This window comes from Psychromonas sp. MME2, assembly GCF_040566515.1.
Taxonomy (GTDB): Bacteria; Pseudomonadota; Gammaproteobacteria; order Enterobacterales; family Psychromonadaceae; genus Psychromonas.
In genome coordinates this window covers 105,876-125,894 of sequence record NZ_JBEWXI010000012.1, presented here as the reverse complement: position 1 = coordinate 125,894, position 20,019 = coordinate 105,876, and the positions used below count along the sequence as shown (strand labels likewise).

The window sequence follows — 20,019 nt, the reverse complement described above, 5'->3', positions numbered from 1 at the left end:
CTTCGAGGATAAAGTTATTAAACGATTAACTACATTCGTTAAAAAAGTGTTTAGCAAGCAACAGAAGCAAACACCAACGGCAACGTTAGAGCAATACAAAATTCCACGTGAGCAACACTCTATCTCACGCAAAAATATCGATGAAAATGCCCTAAAGGTACTGTATCGACTGCATAATGCCGGATTTCGTGCCTTATTGGTTGGCGGTGGCGTTCGCGATTTACTACTTGGTTTGAAACCAAAAGATTTCGATATCACAACAGATGCAACCCCCGAAGAAGTGAAAGCCTTATTTCGTAACTGTCGCTTAATTGGTCGCCGATTCCGCTTAGCTCATATTCTATTTGGACGCGAAGTCATTGAAGTTGCCACTTTCCGTGGTCATCACGATGACAACCATGCCCAAGATAAACAAAAAGTTAAACAATCTCAAGCAGGCATGTTACTCCGCGATAATGTCTATGGCTCATTAGAGGAAGATGCAGAACGACGCGACTTCACCGTTAACGCCCTCTACTATGATATAGCAGACTTCGCCCTTTATGATTTCTGCGGTGGTATGGACGATTTAGCAGAACGAAAATTAACGCTGATTGGCGATCCCGAAGTACGTTACCGAGAAGATCCCGTGCGCATGCTACGAGCGATCCGCTTTGCAGGAAAATTGGATCTAACCATCAGTACAGAGTGTGCTGAGCCGATCCGACGTTTAGCACCGCTTCTACAAGATATTCCAGCAGCGCGTCATTTTGATGAAGTCATTAAATTGCTACTTTCTGGACATGGTTTAACAACCTACCGACTATTAAAAGAATACAAGCTACTACAGATGCTATTCCCCATTCTATTTAAAGATGGGGAAGACGATAAAGCGACCGCTATCATTGAGCAAGCACTACGTGACAGTGATGCGCGCATAAAAGCAAGGCAGCGAGTTACCCCGGCCTATATTTACGCCATTATGTTATGGTATCCGCTTGAGCAACGTGCGCAAGAGATGAGCTTTGAAAGTGGCATTGAATATCACGACGCCTTTTTATTAGCCATGAATGAAGTGCTCAATATTCAAGTAAAAACGATTGCTATCCCGAAACGTTTTACGGCGACAATTCGTGATATTTGGATGCTACAGTTGCGTTTACCTCGTTTTGGCGGAAAACGTGCACAGCGCGTTTATCAACATATTAAATTCCGAGCGGCCTTCGATTTCTTATCCTTGCGAGCGAAAGTCGAACAGACGACTGAATTAGCAGAGTTAACCGCTTGGTGGCAGGAGTATCAACTGCATAATAAATTGCCTGAGCATGACCACGGTCGCCAGCAAATTAATAAGGCCACTGAATATAAACCTGACGCAAACAAAAGGCCTAAAAAACGTAGATACCATAAGCCTAAACGTGCAGACAAAACGGTAAATAAAAGTGAATAGTTATATCGGTATAGGTAGCAATCAAGCGACGCCCATCTTGCAAATAAAACAGGCTATTGAAGCACTAAAAGCGCTGCCTAACACAGAGCTAGTGACGGTTTCTTCGCTTTACAGTAGCACGCCGATGGGACCGCAAGACCAGCCTGATTACGTGAATGCAGTGGCGCACCTTAACACGCAATTGTCGGCACTTGAATTATTAGACAACTTGCAAGCAATAGAACAAACACAAGGACGAGTACGCAAGGAAAACCGCTGGGGACCGCGCACCTTAGATCTGGATATTTTATTGTATGGCGATGAACAGATAAATAACGCGCGCCTAACCGTTCCGCATTATGGAATGAAAGTACGTGAATTTGTTCTTTACCCCCTATTAGAAATAGCAGCAGATCTACAACTACCCGATGGTAGTGTGCTATCACAATTAGTAAAACAATGTGATAGAAACAACTTAACCATCATTAACGAATAGAAAATAAAATACATTTCTTATTTAGGAGTCATCATGGCTAAAATTAGCGTTTCTGGTTTAGTAAAAATGAAACAAAACAAGCAAAAAATAACCTGTATTACAGCTTATGATGCAAGTTTTGCTGCCATTTTCGATCAAGCTGGTATTCAAGTACTATTAATAGGTGATTCATTAGGAATGGTACTTCAAGGGCATGATTCCACACTTCCCGTGACGGTTGATGATATTAAATATCATACCCAATCCGTTGCCAGTACCGCAAAAAATGCACTTATTATCGCAGACTTACCTTTTATGAGTTATGCCACACCAGAGCAAACCTATAGCAATGCAGCGACCCTAATGCGCTCTGGTGCCAACATGGTTAAATTAGAAGGTGGAGAATGGCTTGCGTCAAGCATAAAAGGTTTAGTCGAACGAGGCATCCCCGTATGTGGACATCTCGGTCTAACCCCACAATCGGTCAATGTTTTTGGTGGTTACAAAGTACAAGGGCGCAGTGAAGAGCAAGCCGATTTACTAATTAAAGATGCATTACAACTAGAAAAAGCAGGCGTTCAACTTTTAGTATTAGAATGCGTCCCCGTTCCGCTGGCCGCGCGTGTCAGTGAGGCATTGCAAATACCCGTTATTGGTATTGGTGCAGGCAATGAAACCGATGGACAAATTTTGGTGATGCATGATGCCTTTGGTATTTCAGCCGGCTTCTGCCCCAAATTTTCCAAAAATTTCTTAATTGAGACCGGTGATATTCGCCGAGCTGTTGCACTCTATAAAGAACAGGTGGAAAACGGCACTTTCCCTACCGCTGAACACAGTTTTTACTAAAAAAAGAATACCGACATGCTGACTATTGAGAATCCTTTACAATTGCGGGAAAAGATAAAGCAATTGAAGCAACAAGGGAAAAGTGTTGCCTTCGTGCCTACCATGGGCAACTTACACCAAGGCCATTTACAGTTAGTGGATGAGGCTAAGAAAAAAGCAGACATTATCGTTGTCAGCATTTTCGTTAATCCAATGCAATTTAATAACGCACAGGATTTACAAAATTACCCAAGAACCCTCGCTGAAGATATACAAGCACTCGAAGCACAAGACGTGGATATTGTATTCACTCCAACAGCAGATGTTATCTACCCCAATGGTTTAGAAAAACAAACCTATGTCGAAGTGCCCGTTTTAAGTGACTGTTTAGAGGGAGAACTTCGCCCGGGTCATTTTCGCGGGATGACCACCATCGTTAACAAACTGTTCAACTTGGTACAGCCTGATTTTGCCTGTTTTGGTGAGAAAGACTTTCAACAACTCGCGATTGTTAAACAAATGGTCACTGATTTAGCGATGCCGATTGAGATCATCCCAGTGGCAACAGTGCGAGAAACGACGGGCTTGGCGATGAGTTCACGGAATAATAAACTCAGTAGTGCAGAGAAAGAGATCGCTCCATTACTGGCAAAGGTGATGAATAAACTCGCAATAGATGTTCAAAAGCAACAAGTTGAACACACAACATTAATCGAGCAGGCGGTCATTGAACTAGAAAATGCGGGCTTTAAAAATGATGCTATTCATATTGTTGATAGCCACACACTACAGCCAATGACAGAGGAAAGTAAAGAAGTTGTGATCCTTATGGCTGCTTTTTTAGGCTCAACACGTTTAATTGATAATATCGTTGTGACTTGTGTATAAATTTGCACCGCTAAGCATTTTACTTTATAGTCGCAACCTGCTCGAATTATCACAAAATAGAAAGGTTTTTGTATGCAAAAAACAATGCTAACCGGCAAACTTCACCAAGCTCGTGTGACTCATGCTGAACTTAATTACGAAGGTTCATGTGCTATTGACCAAGATCTGCTTGATCAGGCTGGCATTTTAGAGTACGAGCAAATTACGATTTACAACATTGAGAATGGCGCGCGCTTTTCAACCTACGCAATTGTTGGTGAACGCGGCTCGAAAATGATTTCATTAAATGGTGCAGCAGCTCGCATGGCAGCGGTCGGCGATCGTATTATCATCTGTACCTATGCAAGCCTAAATGATGCGGAAATTGCGCAACATAAGCCCAGCTTAGTGTACTTAGATGCACAAAATAATGTTGTTCGTACAAGTAAAGATGTACCCGTACAGGTTGCTTAATTAAATCTGTTTAACAGAGTACTAATAAATCTTATAAAAAAATCCGCAATTAGCAGGCTAGTTGCGGATTTTTTATTTACCCCCCCCCTGATTTCTACAACTGAGTCGTATCAATGCGATAAAAACTAGTTGTACCGCTAACTTCATTGGCAACAATTAATATTGGGCTATTCGTTGGACTATCTTGCGCGGCAACAAAGCGCATTCCCTCAGGCCCTAAATCCCCCGCATCAACCGCATAGATCTTTTTCCCCTGTTCATTAAGCTCGCTATTATCTTTGGGGTCCAGCGATAAATCTCGATTATTTAAATATTGAACAAACCTAGCTTGAGCGGGTTCACTGATATCGTACACCATGATCCCCCCCATACGCTCTAAACCGATAAAGGCATAGGCTTTACCTTCAATCACCGCCGTCGTTAATGCTTCAGGCTCAGGACCTTTTTTAGCGCTTCTATCTTCCGCTTTATTTTTGCTGTGCGTCTGATTAAAGTTTGCGCCATACTTTTCTGCCGTAATACGCTCAAAATCACTGCCAGAGTCAAAGGTAAGTTCTCCTGTTTGCATATTCCAAATAGAGAATGAACGGCCGCCAAAGGTCAATAACCTGTCTATTTTTCCATCGCCATTAATATCGCCAAACTGTTTAGTCGCAGAATAAGAGAATTTTAAACGTTTAACAGCATCTGCTTGACTACCGAGTTCAGTAAACTCACTGAAATCGAGACGATTAGTCGCACTCAATGGATTATAAACCCTACTATCCAAGGCATCTTTTAATTTAATATCATCGGCACAAGCTTTATCTTCTAAATTAAAATAGTAATGACCAGCTTCACATTCAGCCTGATTTAAGTCGCTGATCCAGTCACTACGATCATCACCTTCATTGGCTGTTATCAAATAGTCTATTCCTGCCATCGTCACCACCGCAACCGAATCGGGCTGATACATGCCCCAAGCAGGCTCACTTTTTAACATCGCCTGTCCATCTTTATCATTGCCGTCTAACTCATTACCCGGCTGTAGATGATCTTTAAAACCGAGTGCAATAATTTTTTCAATCTTTTTCTCGGTCAGAGAAATCACCGCAATCGCATTATTTTCTTGTAAACTCACATAAGCTTTACTGCTATCTTTATTAATCGCCACATATTCAGGCTCTAAATCTTGCGCCACAGATGCGTTAAAACCATTTAATACAAGCTGATCAGGCAGCTCACCAAAACGGTCACCAGCACGGTTAAACTGCTCAAAATTAAGACGCGTTAAAGCGGTGGACAATGCACCACCTTGCCAATCAATATCAATAATGGCAATTTCCCCAATCGGGTCAACAGCGTAATTATTATCGGAAGGCTCCCCTTCAATGGCGACCACCAGCTGTTTACCATTTGCTGAAAATGTTAACATGTCAGGTAATGAACCAACATACAGCGCTTTAATAAAAGTTAACGTTTGCGTATCGTAAAAAGCCACCCAGCCCGCGTCAGTTTTATTTTTAGCCTCGATGGCAACGGCTAACAAACCATTGAACACATCAACGCTATTCGCCGCTCCCGCAAACGCATCAAAATGAGATTTAATATCGGTGGCAACATTAAGGCTATTTAATAATTTTGGCTCGCGAATATCCGCGCTATCTAAGACATCGACTTGCCCTGACTCAGCATTAACAACAAAAGCACGTTGTAATTTTTTATCAAAAGCGACAATTTCAGCGGCACTTTCATCAAAAACATGCGATTGATAACGACCTTGCTCGACTAATTTAATTGTTTGATGTGAAGCTTGATTCGACGAATCCGTAGAATGACACCCCATCAACGAGGAAGATAGAATAATAGAAGTCAGTAAGTTAAGTTTCATAAGTATCTCAAATAGAAGTAATTGTGGCTTCTTTTTACAGGGCAAATATGACAAGAAAATGAAACTGAAAAGTTAATCTTTTTATAGAGCAAATCATTACTTAGCATCAACAAAAGAAAAAATAACAAATCAAATATACCCCCTTGTCAATATTAATTTTACAAAGTGTGCAGCAAGACACAACGCTAGCCGTTTTATTAATTTAGCGATAAGTTTTCGGTAGAAATTTAATCAATAAAAACGATACAAAAAGATAGTTAGCTCCCATTGTTACATAAATATAACAATCATAAATAAAAAAGTAAGCGCTTTCTCTCGTTTTCAAATGACACTTATATGATTTAATTATTTTGCATTGATGATTATTGATTGACAGTTATTTTTGTTTCATGCAAGTAATTTGTCAATTGGGTTTCAAAAATATTTCATATCTGAAATTTGAAACAAGGCTCGTCATTAATCTCTTTTTATTAATGACCAATCAATCATCTCTACGGAGCCATCGAGACAATCACTCGATGTCTATGAAATACCGGGATTTTAAATTCTGGTATGGTCGTGGTCATTTAATGTTGAATGACATTTCTGATTAAGCGTCGATCTTTTTCAGGATTACATTAAAATATTTGATAAGGAAGTTTATAAATGGATAGTGTATTTTTATTTAAACAGAAAATATCTAGGATGCAAAAGATCTATTTTTTGATCCTATTTACTTTTCTGTTTAGCCTTTTTACCACCAATGCCGGTGCAACGGGCTCAGACCTAATGCCCATCGAAGATAAACAGATGCTCGCCAAAATCGTTGGTGGTCAGCAGGCGAGTCCTGGAGAGTTCCCGTTTATGGTCTCTCTACAGAATGGTGGATATCATCTCTGTGGGGGATCGGTGGTCAGTCGTTATTATATTTTAACAGCAGCCCACTGTGTCGCTTACCTCGACTCTGCGGTGATGGGGCTTTACAATAAAAACGATACGAATGGAACTCAACGCCTTACTATCGTTGAAAAAATACCACACCCTAATTATGCCACTGATAGTAGTTATGATATAGCCCTTGTCAAAACCAATCTGCCGATAGATTCAATATACCCATCCGTTAGTTTTGGCAGTGCCAACACAGGCTCGATGGCTACGGTTACCGGTTGGGGAGCAATATACCATGGCGGTCCAGCTTCAGATATTTTACTAAAAGTAGATGTGCCAATAGCATCTAGCAGTGTATGTAATGCGACCGAAAACATGCTTTGCGCAGGTTATGCCGCTGGCGGAAAAGATTCCTGTCAAGGTGATTCTGGTGGCCCATTGTTTACAGGCAACGGCACTCAAATAGGTATCGTCAGTCACGGTAATGGTTGTGCGGATCCTGGGCAATATGGTTATTATACTCGCGTATCTACCTTTACAAGCTGGATCAACCAATATACAGGTAGTGCGCAACCAATAAATTACACCCTCACCGTTAATGGTGGCAGTGGTAGTAATAGCTACGCTGTAGGTACAAACGTGACGATTAACGCCAATGCTGCGCCAGCGGGTCAAGTCTTTGACCACTGGGTCGTAACTAATGGTAACCCTCAAATAGCCAATAACAGCGGATCAACCACGACTTTAACAATGCCAGCAACTTCTGTAACGGTAACGGCAACCTATAAGGAAGTCGGGTCGTCAAATTATTATCTGACTGTAAACAATGGCAGTGGCAGTGCGAGTTATGCTGCGGGTACAAACGTAACGATTAACGCCAATACTGCGCCAGCGGGTCAAGCCTTTGACCACTGGGTCGTAACTAATGGTAACCCTCAAATAGCCAATAGCAGCGGATCAACCACGACTTTAACAATGCCAGCAACTTCTGTAACGATAACGGCAACCTATAAAGAAGTCGGGTCGTCAAATTATTATCTGACTGTAAACAGTGGCAGTGGCAGTGCTAGCTATACAGTGGGGGAAAGTGTTCTGATCACAGCCCACATGGCACCCTATGGTCAAGAGTTTGATCGGTGGGTAGTCAATTCCGGTAATACTCAGATAACTAATATAAACCAATTTAGCACCTTCATTACGATGCCAGCAAGTGCGGTAGAAGTAACGGCAATGTACAAGGCGTTAAAAAACCTGACACTGAAAGTAAACAATGGCAGTGGCAGCGGTACTTATCTATCAGGCACTACTTTAACCGTCACTGCCAACACAGCCCCTGCCGGTAAAATCTTTGATAAATGGGTTGTGAATGCGGGGGATCCTTGGAATCTAGATCTCACTGCTTCAACCAGTTACTTAATGATGCAGTCATTGCCTGTCACTATCACTGCAACCTATAAGCCAATATCAGAACCGACTTATAGACTGACAGTACAGAATGGCGGTCTCAATGGCGATTACAAAGTGGGTGATGTAGTAACCATTCAGGCCAACCAGTCGCCTTACGGTAAGGTTTTTGATCGATGGTTTGTATTGTCGGGTGATCCTCTTATCACCAGTAGAACCGACGAAATTACTACGTTAACAATGCCTGCACATGCAGTGACCTTAAGCTCAACGTACAAGAACAAACCGCTTTACACGCTGAAAGTAATTGGGGGAAGTGGCAGTGGTAATTATCCGTCAGGTACACCTGTGGCCATTGATGCCAATCCGGCTTATGACCAATATTTTGTCGAATGGCTAGTAAAATCAGGTACTCCTACTATTGATAGTTTACTCTCAGAGAGCACTACATTAATAATGCCCGCAAACGATGTTGCCCTTGCAGCTCAATTCGACGGCGGTGATGATAGTATTAATACGCAGGAATATCAGGCAGAAGATTATACGAGTAGGTGGAACGTCTCTTCAGGAACGGGGGCATTTGGTTATACTGGCACCGCCTTCATGGATTATGGCGGCAATGAAAGTTATCTTGAATGGAATAATATTTACGTCTCCAATTCAGGTGATTATCAACTCGACTTCCGCTACGCAGCGGGTAGCAGTAGGCGTCCAAGTAAAGTGATCCACAATGGCAATACTATCGGTACACTGAATTTTGCGAGAACGGCAAATTGGTCGACCTGGAATACTGAGTCAATCGTCGTTCCATTAGTCAGTGGCTATAATACCATTAGAGTGGTTGCTGGAGGCAACGGTGGTCCGAATCTTGATAAAATGTCTTTTATCGAAAGCGAACAACCTGAAAACATTTTGTCCACAACGGTACCAAGCAACCTTGCCTTAGGTAGAGAGACTAGCCAATCGTCGACTTATGGTGTTAGCGCAATTTCTGATCGTGCTGTAGATGGCAATACCAGTGGAATTTGGGGAGATTACTCTACTACTCGTACAGGCAACGATATGAATGCATGGTGGAAAGTTGAACTTGGCGGTGCGCGCAAGGTTAATAAAGTGACGCTTTGGAATAGCACTGAAGAAGCTTATCTGCAATTTTTAACAGACTTTAACGTCGATTTACTCGATGTTGATAATAACGTTATCGCAACAAAACATTATCCTGGCACAGCGGGTAGCAAGACTGATATCGACGTATCAGGCATTGGTGTCCATGCGGTACGTGTGCAGAAAAACAGACAAGGTTACCTATGCTTAGCAGAAGTAGAAGTCATTGGAACTGACTTAATTAATGGCATTGGCTACGAAGAGGGGTATGACCCAACCGACTCCGATGACAATATAGCCTTGTATAGAAACACCAGCCAATCATCGACCTATGCCGATGCACTATCATCGTATGTAGTGGACGGTAATACAGACGGAAGATGGGGCTATGTATCACTGGGACATACCAATAGTGAAGCTAACGCTTGGTGGAAAGTTACACTAGATGGTGCAAGTACGGTTAATAAAGTGGTGATTTGGAACAATACCGATGTTGATCCAGACCAATTAACTGATTTTCACGTCGACTTATTGGATGTCAAAGGCAATGTAATTGTAACAAGACAGCACTCTGGGACAGCGGGGGTCAAAACAGAATTTGATTTATCTGCCTCAGGAGTCTACGCAGTCCGCGTACAGTTAAATGGAACAGGAGCGCTAATCTTAGCAGAAGTACAAGTATTTGTTGGCGATGGCACCGTGAGTGAAAACAACCCGGGTGGTGGCTATGACCAAACCGAGTCCAATATTGCTTTACATAAGAGTACCAGTCAATCGTCGAATTACTCGAATATTACGGCATCACGCGCAGTGGATGGTAATACAGACGGAAACTGGTCTTCGGCCTCTTTAACGCATACTCTTAATGACCATCAAGCTTGGTGGAAAGTTGATTTGGGTGGCGCGCATCAGGTCAATAGAGTCGTCCTTTGGAACCGCACCGACTGTTGCAGCAATCGATTGAGTAACTTCCACGTGGACTTACTGGATATTGACGGTAATGTACTCGCCTCTGAGGAGCATCCAGGTATGGCGATTACCAAGACAGAGATCAATATCTATTCCGATGATGTCTATACGGTACGCGTGCAGTTAAATGGCCAAAATTACCTTAGCTTAGCGGAGGTAGAAGTATTTGGCTACGCAAACAAAATAACAGACTTTAATGACGCTGATTATTCACTTGCTGACGAAGCAGGTTCTGCAAGTTCATTGGCAAACAATGCAGAGACAGCGACTGAAAATAGTGCTGGTGGTGCCACGGAATACTTATTACTACTGTTAACGCTTCTATTTTTCAGAATGAAGTTTAAAGTGTAAAAATGGGGTAATTTTAATTACCTTACCACTACACTGAATAACACAAAGGGGATGTTGTATGAAAATACAGCCCCCTTTTTTTGTAGCTCTATACCTGACGCTTAGCATTTATTTTAGCAAGACCGAATACCATAAAAATATTCATATTAGCAGCAACTAATACCAACTCCGGTAAGTATGTGATCTAAATTTCGCGTAGGAAAAACAGCTTAATTCAAGGCGTAATTTGACGTAAATGGTTATTCCCTTTGCGAAAATTACAACGCAGCAGTAAGTTGTTTTAACCAGTAAAATAGATCAGCTATTTATCGGAATTGGTATAAATTGCAGACCTGCAAAAAGAGAGGCAATATCGTAATTGATTTTTTGGTGAATGAAAGTGAAAGAGGTAATTTATTGAAGCATTTGAAATGTTGAAGAACTAAGAAACTAACCTAAAGTAAGACTAAATTACTTTAGTGACTCATAAAAAAGCGGAAGAACGACTCCCGCTTCTGTATTTATTATTGAAGGTCGGTTTTCTCTAACCGGAATAATTTTCATTATTTTCTAAAGTAAGTCGGATCAAAATCACGTCTGTTGGCTTCCGCACTGTTAAATATTGAAAAATTGCGACCTGCATAAAAAAACAAAATATCCATAATAATTTCCTTTTATCATTTTTAGTTAACGTCCTCAGTGGACAGGACAAATGTAACCTAGATCACACTTTTACTCAAGCTTTTTTGAAAATTAATTACGAAACAAGGCAACACAACGCACAGAAACAAATTATAAAGCGCTTACATGTTCTTTTATTACGTAAAATAATTCTTGTTATACACAGTGAATAGAACAAATATCGCTAAAGAATGTAAAGTAAAAAAATGAATGATTGCCAGTTCACAAACCAGCTCTGCGTTGTAACACTCTAAAAGTGAACAATAATTATCTCAAATTGCACCTTGCTCGGGTATCAGAGTGTTAAATATGTAGTAATTTTTTAAAATATTCCTTGCGTTGTGCGAGTAAAAACAGACAGATCGCGATATAAATCGCTGGTTCAATTAGTCCTGATTTTACTGACCAGTAATAATGAATAACCACCAATAACGCCGCCCAATAAACAAAGCGATGCAGTGTTAGCCACGCCCGTTTCATTTTTTTACGGATAAAGGTGACGGAGGTAATACTTAAAAGCAGTAAAATAATCCATGCCAACGCCCCCACTGTCATGTAAGGACGCTTAATAACCTCATCGACAAAAAGTGCTAGTTGCCAATTTAATTCTAAATAGACAAACGCGAGTAGATGCACACATGCCCAAGCAAAGCTATATAATCCAAGTACACGGCGTAATTGTATTAATAGAGGTTGCTTAAATCGCTTGGCAAGTGGAGTTATTGCCAAAGTGATCAGTAGAAAATTCATGGCTGTTTTACCGACAAAATGAATTAACTCTTTAACGGGATCAGCCCCCAACAATCCCTGTTCGATGAGCAGCGCTAAATAGAGTAAGACAAACAGTGCAGCAAGGTGAATCAATATTTTAATGCTCATTATCTCTTTGTGATTAATTGTCAAAATAGATAACCTTAATAATTTTTTTGCAAATTTAAATTCGCGTACAAACTCGCTACCTCTTCTTGGTAGCCATTAAACAGCAACGTTTTTTGCCGAGTTTGCGAAAATAAATTCCCCTCACCAAGGAAACGTTCACTTGCTTGACTCCAGCGAGGGTGATCGACAGCTGGATTGACATTAGCATAAAAACCATACTCATTTGATGCGATTTTTTGCCATGTGTTGATAGGTGCTGTATCGGTAAGCGTGATTTTGACAATGGATTTGATACTTTTAAAACCATACTTCCAAGGGACTACCAAGCGGATAGGTGCACCATTTTGCGGTGCTAACGTTTGCCCATAGAGACCAACCGATAACAGGGTTAACGGATTCATCGCTTCGTCCAGACGCAAACCTTCGACGTAAGGATAATCAATCCCCCCACCAACATAGCGTGAAGCTTGTCCTCTCATCTGCTTTGGATCATGCAAGGTTTCGAAACGAACAAACTTAGCATTTAATTTTGGCCCTACTGATTTCAATAATGATGCAAGTGTAAAGCCTAACCAAGGGATATTCATTGACCACGCTTCAACACAGCGCATCCGATATAAACGTTCTTCAATGGTGAAACGTTTTAATAAATCTTCATAATTGAGGGTAATAGGCTTATCAACCAAGCCATCAATCGTTAGTGACCAAGGATCCACTTTAAACTGTTGAGCATGTTCAAAGGGATCGCCCTTCCCCGTGCCAAACTCGTAAAAATTATTATACTGTAATATTTTATTTTCCGGCGTTAACGGGGAGAGTGAATCATAGTGGCTATTTTTTATATAATTTAATTTGCGGCGCTTAAACTGTAAATCGCTCTGCGCAGAGTCACTATCAGAAAAAATATCCAGTAAAGCGGCGTGTAACGGTTTTGCTAGTGGTAACATTAATGCCGATAAGCCGAGTGATTTTATTATTTGGCGGCGATTTAAATAGGTATCCTCAGAGGTTAATTGCGACTCTTTAAGGTCAGATTTTTTACGAAGTCTAATAAGCATGGTTAATCCCCTAGTTAGATAACTATAAAAATATAGACCTTATCACTCGGGAATTAATTGCAAAAAATAAAAAATAATTAGTCTAATGAGCTCATTAACCGTAATGATTTTTGCCCACTTGCCCAATATTTACGTTCAAAGGGAGTAATAGCAGCATCACTATGAAACGCTTCAACGACACTGGAATGGCCTGCAAGTTGCAATGCATGACTAAATTCATGAATGTAAGTAAACCAATTACTACGCAGCTCCAACTCTCCCCCTAGCTTTATAATAGCGGGAAAAACAGCACTACCGTGCCATCGACGTTGTAGGTGTTTCGCCTTAGGCCAAGGGTTCGGATAGAGTAAGTAATGGTGCGATAGATGCCAATTTGCCTCTACCGCTAAACGCCAGAAATCATTCAAATTAACCTGCAGTAAACGGTAGTTATCGCTGATTTGTTGTGGGTGTTTACTAAGCCTATCGGCAGATTTATCTAACCCTAAAATTATCGCTTCGGGGTGTTTTTTAGCAAGGTGATAAGTACTTTCACCGACACCACAACAGGAGTCAAAAATAATATTTTTACCCTGTTGCTCGACCCACTTTTCACATGCTTTAAAAGCATCCAGTGTATGTTGCTGATAGGGCTTACGAAAAGTATGTTTGAGGTGTTTTAAGACCACCTCATCGAGTTGTTCATGCAAGCCTTGCTGATTAGAGATTATGACTCTGGAATTACCTAATTCACTCATGAACGAATCCCCACACCATTTTTTAGCAACAAAGAGACTAGGCCATAAAGCCCCGCTGTAAATACCGCTATTACAGAAAATGACCAAACGAGTGACACATCGGATATACCTAAAAAGCCATAACGGAACGCATTGATCATATAAAATACGGGGTTAAAGTGTGAGACTCCCTGCCAAAAGTCAGGCAATAATGTGATCGAGTAAAACACGCCTCCTAGGTAGGTTAATGGCGTTAATACAAAGGTAGGAATAATACTTATATCATCAAAGGAGCGTGCAAAAATCGCATTTAATAGCCCACCAATGGAAAATAAAATCGAGGTACAGAGTACACTCAATATTAAAACGACAATGTTATAAATATGTAACTTAACAAAAAACATTGAGATACAGGTAACTAAAAAACCAACCATTAATCCACGAATTACACCACCACCCACATACCCCCAAATAATGACGTAATTCGGCACGGGGGCAACCAAAAAGTTCTTCTACATTGCGCTGAAACTTAGCACTAAAAAATGATGAAGCGACATTCGAATAGGAATTGGTAATAACAGACATCATGATCAACCCAGGTACAATAAAGGACATATAGCTAAAACCGTCCATGTCACCTATCCGAGAGCCGATTAAATTACCAAAAATGACAAAATATAAACTCATGGTGATAACGGGGGAACTGAGGTCTGCACCCAGATGCGCAAAAAACGATTGATCTCTTTACGCCAAATACTTTTTAAGGCGATTATATAACTACTGTTAATCATGCGCGTTACCCTTTTCTACCAAACCAATAAATAACTCTTCTAAGCGATTAGCCTTATTACGTAGGCTTTTCACATTGACCCCTTGTTTAGTGAGATCGGCAAATAAAGCATTCAGCGACTCGTTCTTACTAATTTCAACTTCAAGGGTTTGCGCATCTATTTGCGTTATCTTGCAGTTATCGCTATATGGAACAGTGGTAGTTTTATCAATGTCCAAAATAAAAATTTCACTGTCCAAACGAGCGAGCAACGATTTTCATGCTGGTATTTTCAATTAAACGCCCTTTATTAATAATGCCAATATTGCGGCATAACATTTCTGCTTCTTCAAGGTAATGCGTTGTTAAAACAATCGTGACACCTTGGCGATTAATCTCTTTTAAAAATTCCCACATTGAACGTCGAACTTCGATATCAACGCCCGCCGTTGGTTCATCTAAAATAAGTAATCGAGGTTCATGCATCAAAGCACGGGCAATCATTAAACGACGTTTCATCCCACCAGATAATTCACGAGAGGGTTCATTACGTTTATGCCAAAGATCCAGCTGCTTTAGATAGCGCTCGGCACGCAGCAGGGCTAATTTACGGGTAATGCCATAATACCCAGCCTGGTTAACGAGAATCTGTATTGGCGGCTCAAATTGATTAAAATTAAACTCTTGAGGGACTAAACCAATTTGGCTTTTCGCAAGCTCTAATTCTGTATCTAAAGAATAACCGAAAACCTTAACATTGCCGGAACTTTTATTGACCAAGGAAGAGATGATACCTATGGTTGTAGATTTCCCCGCTCCATTGGGTCCAAGCAGTGCATAAAAGTCGCCCTCAGCAACCGCTAAGGAAATACCTTTTAACGCGGTGACTCCACCCTTATAAGTTTTTGTTATATTTTGAAGTTCTATTGCATTCATAACAGCATATGCCTTAATAATTTGATTTATAAGCAACAAGATAAAACAGTAAAAGAATCGAGTGCCATAATTATCGGGGATTGTACCACTAAATATTCACGATACCCATGCTAGTTAAGATGCATTGTTAGTTCATTTTAGGAATCGTAAAAGTATGTTTAATACACTTTAGTTAAGTATGAAGTCTAAATTTTACGCAGGAATAATCGCTTAATTAGGGTAATAAGTAAGTGATTTGAAAATAATAAAATCACTTACTTAATAGTTTGATTTCAACAGATCAAAGCACTTTACTTAAAAATTGCTGGGTTCTCTCTTGCTGTGGATTATCTAATACTTGTTGTGGCGTTCCTATCTCTTCAATTAACCCTTTATGGAAGAAGGCCACTTTATCAGAAACCTCTTTTGCAAATGCAATCTCATGGGTCACACAAATCATGGTCATACCATCATCACGTAATAATCTTAATGTATCTAACACTTCCCCCACCAGCTCCGGATCGAGTGCTGAAGTCACTTCATCAAATAACATATAAGGGGGCTCCATCGCCAATGCTCTAGCAATAGCAAGCCGTTGTTGCTGACCACCAGACATTTTAGTCGGATACTCATTAAGTTTGTCACCAAGGCCTACGTGAATAAGTTCTTTTCGCGCAATTTCCTGTGCCTTTTCTTTACTAAAACCTTTAACTATCTGTGGAGCTAGGGCGGCATTTTCCAACACGGTTAAATGAGGAAAAGAGTTCCACTGTTGGAAAACCATCCCTAAATTTTGTCTTAATTTATTGATATCAGTATTTTTATCATGGACATCGACACCATCAACAATGATCTTGCCACTATTAATTTTTTCGATGGCATTAATGCAATACAATAGTGTCGACTTACCACTCCCACTGGCACCAATGATACTCACAACCTCACCGCGATTTACATTTAAGTCAATACCTTTTAACACTTCCAAATCACCAAAAGATTTATGAACTCCTTTAATTTCAATCATATTTCCATTTTCCTTTCTACATATTTTCCATAACGCGATAAGGGGTAAGAAATAACAAAATAAAACACCCCCACACCTATTAGTATCATTAGCGGTTGTTGTGTTCTTGATATTAGCTGTTCGGCTGTTCTTAAAAGCTCCATATAACCAATCACAGAAACAAGTGCAGAGTCTTTTATCACACTCAGTGCGACCCCCAACCAAGAGGGAAAGACCGCTCTCATTCCAATGGGAATTCTAACGTGGCGAACGGCCTGTAAATAATTCATTCCTAATGATCTAGCAGCATTTATCATGGCAGGAGAAACACTCTCAAAACCACTCCTAAACACTTCGCTCATAAATGCCATAGTATAAAGAGATAATATAATCGCCCCCGCTTCAAAGGGGTCGAGTGGATAACCCATCGCACCAATAAAAGTACTGAATAGGATAAGTTGAATAATCAGGGGAACTAATCGCAGAATATCTAAAAATGCACCCAACAATACATTTACCGCTTTATTAGATTCAGCTCGTACAAAACCAACCAGCAAGCCCAACAAACTACCCACAATGATTGCCACAACGGATATATAAACGGTGTTTAATATACCTGTTAATATAAATCCAGCATCATTCCATGATAGGGGAGTAAATAAATTCATTATGAAATCTCCCCTTTAAACATTTTATTGGCAATTAAGCCAGACGAAATAAGCACGATTTTGGTGATCACAAAATAGATAACCGCAGCGACTATAAAAAATTCTAATGTTCGAAAAGAGGTTGACTGTAACCGTTGTGTTTCACCTGAAAGCTCATCCATACCAACCAATATGCCAAGAGAGCTCATTAATATTGACCAAACAAACTGATTGGTCATCGGGTGATATATTCTCCTAAACATTTGTGGCAAAATAACATAGCGATAGACTTGTATATTGTTCATACCTAAAGATTTAGCAGCGCTATACTGCGTCGTTGGAATTGAGAGAAAACCACCGCGAAATGTTTCCGCTAAATATCCCGCATTGATAAAAACTAATGCAGAAAAAACAGCAACATAGGGGCTAAGGTGGATACCGTAGGCACCTAAGCCAAAATAGGCCATATATATTAAAAAAAGTGCGGGAGTATTTCTTGCAATCTCCACCCAAATATTGGCGGCATGATAAAAAACTTTCGATGTTGACATTTTTCCTAGTGCTAATAACACTGCAATGGCGATACCAACAAGCATTGATAAAACAGAGACGTGTAAAGTTGTAAATGCACCAGTTAAAAGTTGTGGAAATGCATCAAAGACGACATTCCAATGAAATTCATAATTGTCCATATTTCCTCTTTATCAGCCTCCTTACCGGACGGTATGATTTGTTTGATCATGACTGAGGAGCCTAAAGATCCTCAGCTTAGCTGGAGGTTTATTGCTTTTGATTCAAGATTCGATAAAGTTACTTATTATCAATTAAAGATTGAACCATATCTGGCGATACTGGCGTGCCAAAATGTTTCATATGTAGATCATTTAAGCGACCGTCTCTAATTTGATGAACTAAAAATAGATTAAGGTAATTTATCCAAGCAAGTTCATTGCGTTTTGCAATAAGCCCAACAACATCATCATAATTTGGTACATAAGGTCCAGCAACGAAATCGTCAAACTGACCAGAAGTGAGCTTGGTGGCTATATTGGTGTTAGTGGAAATTAATGCATCAACTTTACCTTGATATAGCCCTAAAAACGCATCATTTTCTGATTTAAAAGAGGTGTAATTATCACGCCCCCATCCTTTCGAATCCGCATATTTAAAGTACTCGCTTTCGTATGTTGTACCTAATGCAGCACCAACTTTCACATCCTTAAGATCATCAAAAGATATCATTTTCACACCTTTCTTCGATAATACTTGAAACTTAAAGACAAAATAGGGGTAAGTAAATCCAACTGATTTGGCACGCTCTAATGTATCTGAAGTTGAACCAACCACCACATCTGTTTTAGCAGAGATCAATGAAGGAATTCAATCTCCCAAGTCAGGTTGATCACGTTTGATTTTACGCCTATCGCTTTAGCTAAGTCGTTACAGTAGTCAACGTCAAAACCTGCGGGTTTGTTGTCTTTATCGGTATAACCCATCGGCGGGAAGTCAAAAACAACACCACAATTTAAAGTGCCTCGATTGATAACGTCATCAAGTTTGTCTGCATTAGCGGCAGAAATCGATCCAATAACGGCAATTGAAGTAATAACTAATGAAACTTTCTTTACTAAATTCATACACTCTCCTTAGGTATAATTTATCACTGAATTAACTTAGGAAAATGACTGTATGACAGTTTAAAAAACATGTAATCGCATCATGCATTTTAGCCACTTAATCCTAATTTCAAGTTAATTTTACATTCATAATGTCAATGCTAATTTTTTAACATTGTGAATACTGTATCAAAATTAAGGCAAGTTCTCAAACAGAGCATAGTATAAGTCTTTGTAAGGATTAAAAAATAGAGCGATTATAGTCTGTTATTACTTCGTAAAAAAACAACAAAAAGTCCCAACCCTTGGTATCTATAGCGCTGTTTTGGCATATCACATTACAGTTCGCTCGATTAATTTTAAATGATGAATTAAACTGAAAAAATAGCGTCTATATGTGATTAAAAATCAACCAACAAACCATTAATCACCACAACCCAATGCCATCAATGTTGCATTTCCCCCTATAGCGGTAACGTTGATTGTCTGTGTTTTTTCAGTAATAAAACGCAATAATAGATAACTGTCCAAGAGCGTTGTTAAGCGCCATAAATCTGTTTCTACAATTAATGGGGCAATAGCCCCTTCACGACAGGCTAAATCTTTTTTAATATTAACCGCCTTAGACTGATCCCCATGAATACAACGCCGGCAATTGTACTTTTGTTTATTACGCTATCAACTTCCCTATAGTTAACTGTCGTTACAATAGATTCACTTAGCCCAGCAGCCATTAAACTACTACATAAACGGTCCGCCAGTGACTCCCGCTCTGCTAAAGAGAGCAATATTGTATTACCTGCCACCAGTGCACAACTTATAAACCCCACAATGGCTGTCAGAGGAACTTCACGCTCAGCAGCAATAAGAAATACCCCCCGACCAGCGGTAGATAACTCATTAATTTCTCCCGTGGCCGGTCATTATTTGCGCCTGAGAAATCAGTTCAATCGCTCTACTCGATTGATATTCAATCATTTTTATAACTAATGAATCGACACATTCAACAGTAAGTTGTTTCGGTAATAGTTCAGCCCAACGTTGTAAGCATTGCGCTCTTATTGTTACGCTTAATGCACTCCAAGATGGGTAAATATTTAATGCCTTACGCAAAGCTAGTTGGGTATTACTTAACATCA

Annotated in this window: 16 protein-coding genes and 2 pseudogenes; 6 read left to right on the top strand and 12 right to left on the bottom strand. The window is 40.0% G+C overall.

Going from position 1 to position 20,019, the window contains the following annotated elements:
• Nucleotides 1–46 precede the first annotated feature (46 nt).
• From pcnB to panD, 5 genes are all read left to right on the top strand, one after another.
• Nucleotides 47–1,429 carry a polynucleotide adenylyltransferase PcnB gene (pcnB, locus tag AB1A03_RS10845; RefSeq protein ID WP_354624670.1) on the top strand — a complete coding sequence of 461 codons (1,383 nt, stop codon included), beginning with the start codon at nucleotides 47–49 and terminating at the stop codon, nucleotides 1,427–1,429.
• On the top strand, nucleotides 1,422–1,904 hold the full coding sequence (gene folK, locus AB1A03_RS10840) for a 2-amino-4-hydroxy-6-hydroxymethyldihydropteridine diphosphokinase (RefSeq protein ID WP_354624669.1): 483 nt from the start codon (nucleotides 1,422–1,424) through the stop codon (nucleotides 1,902–1,904). Before pcnB ends, folK begins: the two co-directional genes overlap by 8 nt.
• A 33-nt stretch (nucleotides 1,905–1,937) precedes the next feature.
• Nucleotides 1,938–2,732, top strand: coding sequence for a 3-methyl-2-oxobutanoate hydroxymethyltransferase (gene panB, locus AB1A03_RS10835; protein WP_354624668.1), 795 nt, complete (start codon nucleotides 1,938–1,940; stop codon nucleotides 2,730–2,732).
• 15 nt (nucleotides 2,733–2,747) lie between these two features.
• Complete coding sequence (gene panC / locus AB1A03_RS10830; protein WP_354624667.1) at nucleotides 2,748–3,599, top strand: pantoate--beta-alanine ligase; 852 nt, start codon at nucleotides 2,748–2,750, stop codon at nucleotides 3,597–3,599.
• 72 nt (nucleotides 3,600–3,671) lie between these two features.
• On the top strand, nucleotides 3,672–4,052 hold the full coding sequence (gene panD / locus AB1A03_RS10825) for an aspartate 1-decarboxylase (protein WP_354624666.1): 381 nt from the start codon (nucleotides 3,672–3,674) through the stop codon (nucleotides 4,050–4,052).
• 94 nt (nucleotides 4,053–4,146) lie between these two features.
• Here the strand turns inward: panD and AB1A03_RS10820 are convergent, their stop codons facing one another.
• On the bottom strand, nucleotides 4,147–5,922 hold the full coding sequence (locus AB1A03_RS10820) for a choice-of-anchor I family protein (protein ID WP_354624665.1): 1,776 nt from the start codon (nucleotides 5,920–5,922) through the stop codon (nucleotides 4,147–4,149).
• A gap of 645 nt (nucleotides 5,923–6,567) precedes the next feature.
• Between AB1A03_RS10820 and AB1A03_RS10815 the strand changes: the two genes are divergently transcribed.
• The gene (locus tag AB1A03_RS10815; RefSeq protein WP_354624664.1) at nucleotides 6,568–10,617 is read left to right on the top strand and encodes a trypsin-like serine protease; all 4,050 of its coding nucleotides are present in this window, start codon (nucleotides 6,568–6,570) and stop codon (nucleotides 10,615–10,617) included.
• 963 nt (nucleotides 10,618–11,580) lie between these two features.
• On the opposite strand, the gene msrQ is transcribed toward AB1A03_RS10815, so the two are convergent.
• From msrQ to AB1A03_RS10760, 11 genes and pseudogenes are all read right to left on the bottom strand, one after another.
• The gene (gene msrQ, locus AB1A03_RS10810) at nucleotides 11,581–12,180 is read right to left on the bottom strand and encodes a protein-methionine-sulfoxide reductase heme-binding subunit MsrQ (RefSeq protein ID WP_354624663.1); all 600 of its coding nucleotides are present in this window, start codon (nucleotides 12,178–12,180) and stop codon (nucleotides 11,581–11,583) included.
• A gap of 11 nt (nucleotides 12,181–12,191) precedes the next feature.
• Nucleotides 12,192–13,214 (bottom strand): protein-methionine-sulfoxide reductase catalytic subunit MsrP, encoded by a 1,023-nt coding sequence (gene msrP, locus AB1A03_RS10805; RefSeq protein WP_354624662.1) that lies wholly within the window; start codon nucleotides 13,212–13,214, stop codon nucleotides 12,192–12,194.
• A 77-nt stretch (nucleotides 13,215–13,291) separates the two neighbouring features.
• Nucleotides 13,292–13,951: a tRNA (guanine(46)-N(7))-methyltransferase TrmB gene (trmB, locus tag AB1A03_RS10800; protein ID WP_354624661.1), complete on the bottom strand. Its 660-nt coding sequence runs from the start codon at nucleotides 13,949–13,951 to the stop codon at nucleotides 13,292–13,294.
• Nucleotides 13,948–14,721 (bottom strand): annotated as a pseudogene (locus AB1A03_RS10795) (ABC transporter permease). The gene trmB and the pseudogene AB1A03_RS10795 overlap by 4 nt, the downstream one beginning before the upstream one ends.
• Nucleotides 14,714–15,635 (bottom strand): annotated as a pseudogene (locus AB1A03_RS10790) (ABC transporter ATP-binding protein). The pseudogenes AB1A03_RS10795 and AB1A03_RS10790 overlap by 8 nt, the downstream one beginning before the upstream one ends.
• A gap of 280 nt (nucleotides 15,636–15,915) precedes the next feature.
• Nucleotides 15,916–16,638 carry an amino acid ABC transporter ATP-binding protein gene (locus AB1A03_RS10785; protein WP_354624660.1) on the bottom strand — a complete coding sequence of 241 codons (723 nt, stop codon included), beginning with the start codon at nucleotides 16,636–16,638 and terminating at the stop codon, nucleotides 15,916–15,918.
• The gene (locus AB1A03_RS10780; protein WP_354624659.1) at nucleotides 16,635–17,285 is read right to left on the bottom strand and encodes an amino acid ABC transporter permease; all 651 of its coding nucleotides are present in this window, start codon (nucleotides 17,283–17,285) and stop codon (nucleotides 16,635–16,637) included. Before AB1A03_RS10780 ends, AB1A03_RS10785 begins: the two co-directional genes overlap by 4 nt.
• Entirely contained in the window at nucleotides 17,285–17,956 is a 672-nt protein-coding gene (locus AB1A03_RS10775; protein ID WP_354624658.1) for an amino acid ABC transporter permease, read from the bottom strand. Before AB1A03_RS10775 ends, AB1A03_RS10780 begins: the two co-directional genes overlap by 1 nt.
• 118 nt (nucleotides 17,957–18,074) lie before the next feature.
• Complete coding sequence (locus AB1A03_RS10770) at nucleotides 18,075–18,635, bottom strand: transporter substrate-binding domain-containing protein (protein WP_354624657.1); 561 nt, start codon at nucleotides 18,633–18,635, stop codon at nucleotides 18,075–18,077.
• Nucleotides 18,632–18,901 (bottom strand): transporter substrate-binding domain-containing protein, encoded by a 270-nt coding sequence (locus AB1A03_RS10765; RefSeq protein WP_354624656.1) that lies wholly within the window; start codon nucleotides 18,899–18,901, stop codon nucleotides 18,632–18,634. Before AB1A03_RS10765 ends, AB1A03_RS10770 begins: the two co-directional genes overlap by 4 nt.
• 879 nt (nucleotides 18,902–19,780) lie before the next feature.
• Nucleotides 19,781–20,017, bottom strand: coding sequence for a hypothetical protein (locus AB1A03_RS10760; RefSeq protein ID WP_354624655.1), 237 nt, complete (start codon nucleotides 20,015–20,017; stop codon nucleotides 19,781–19,783).
• Nucleotides 20,018–20,019: the final 2 nt, after the last annotated feature.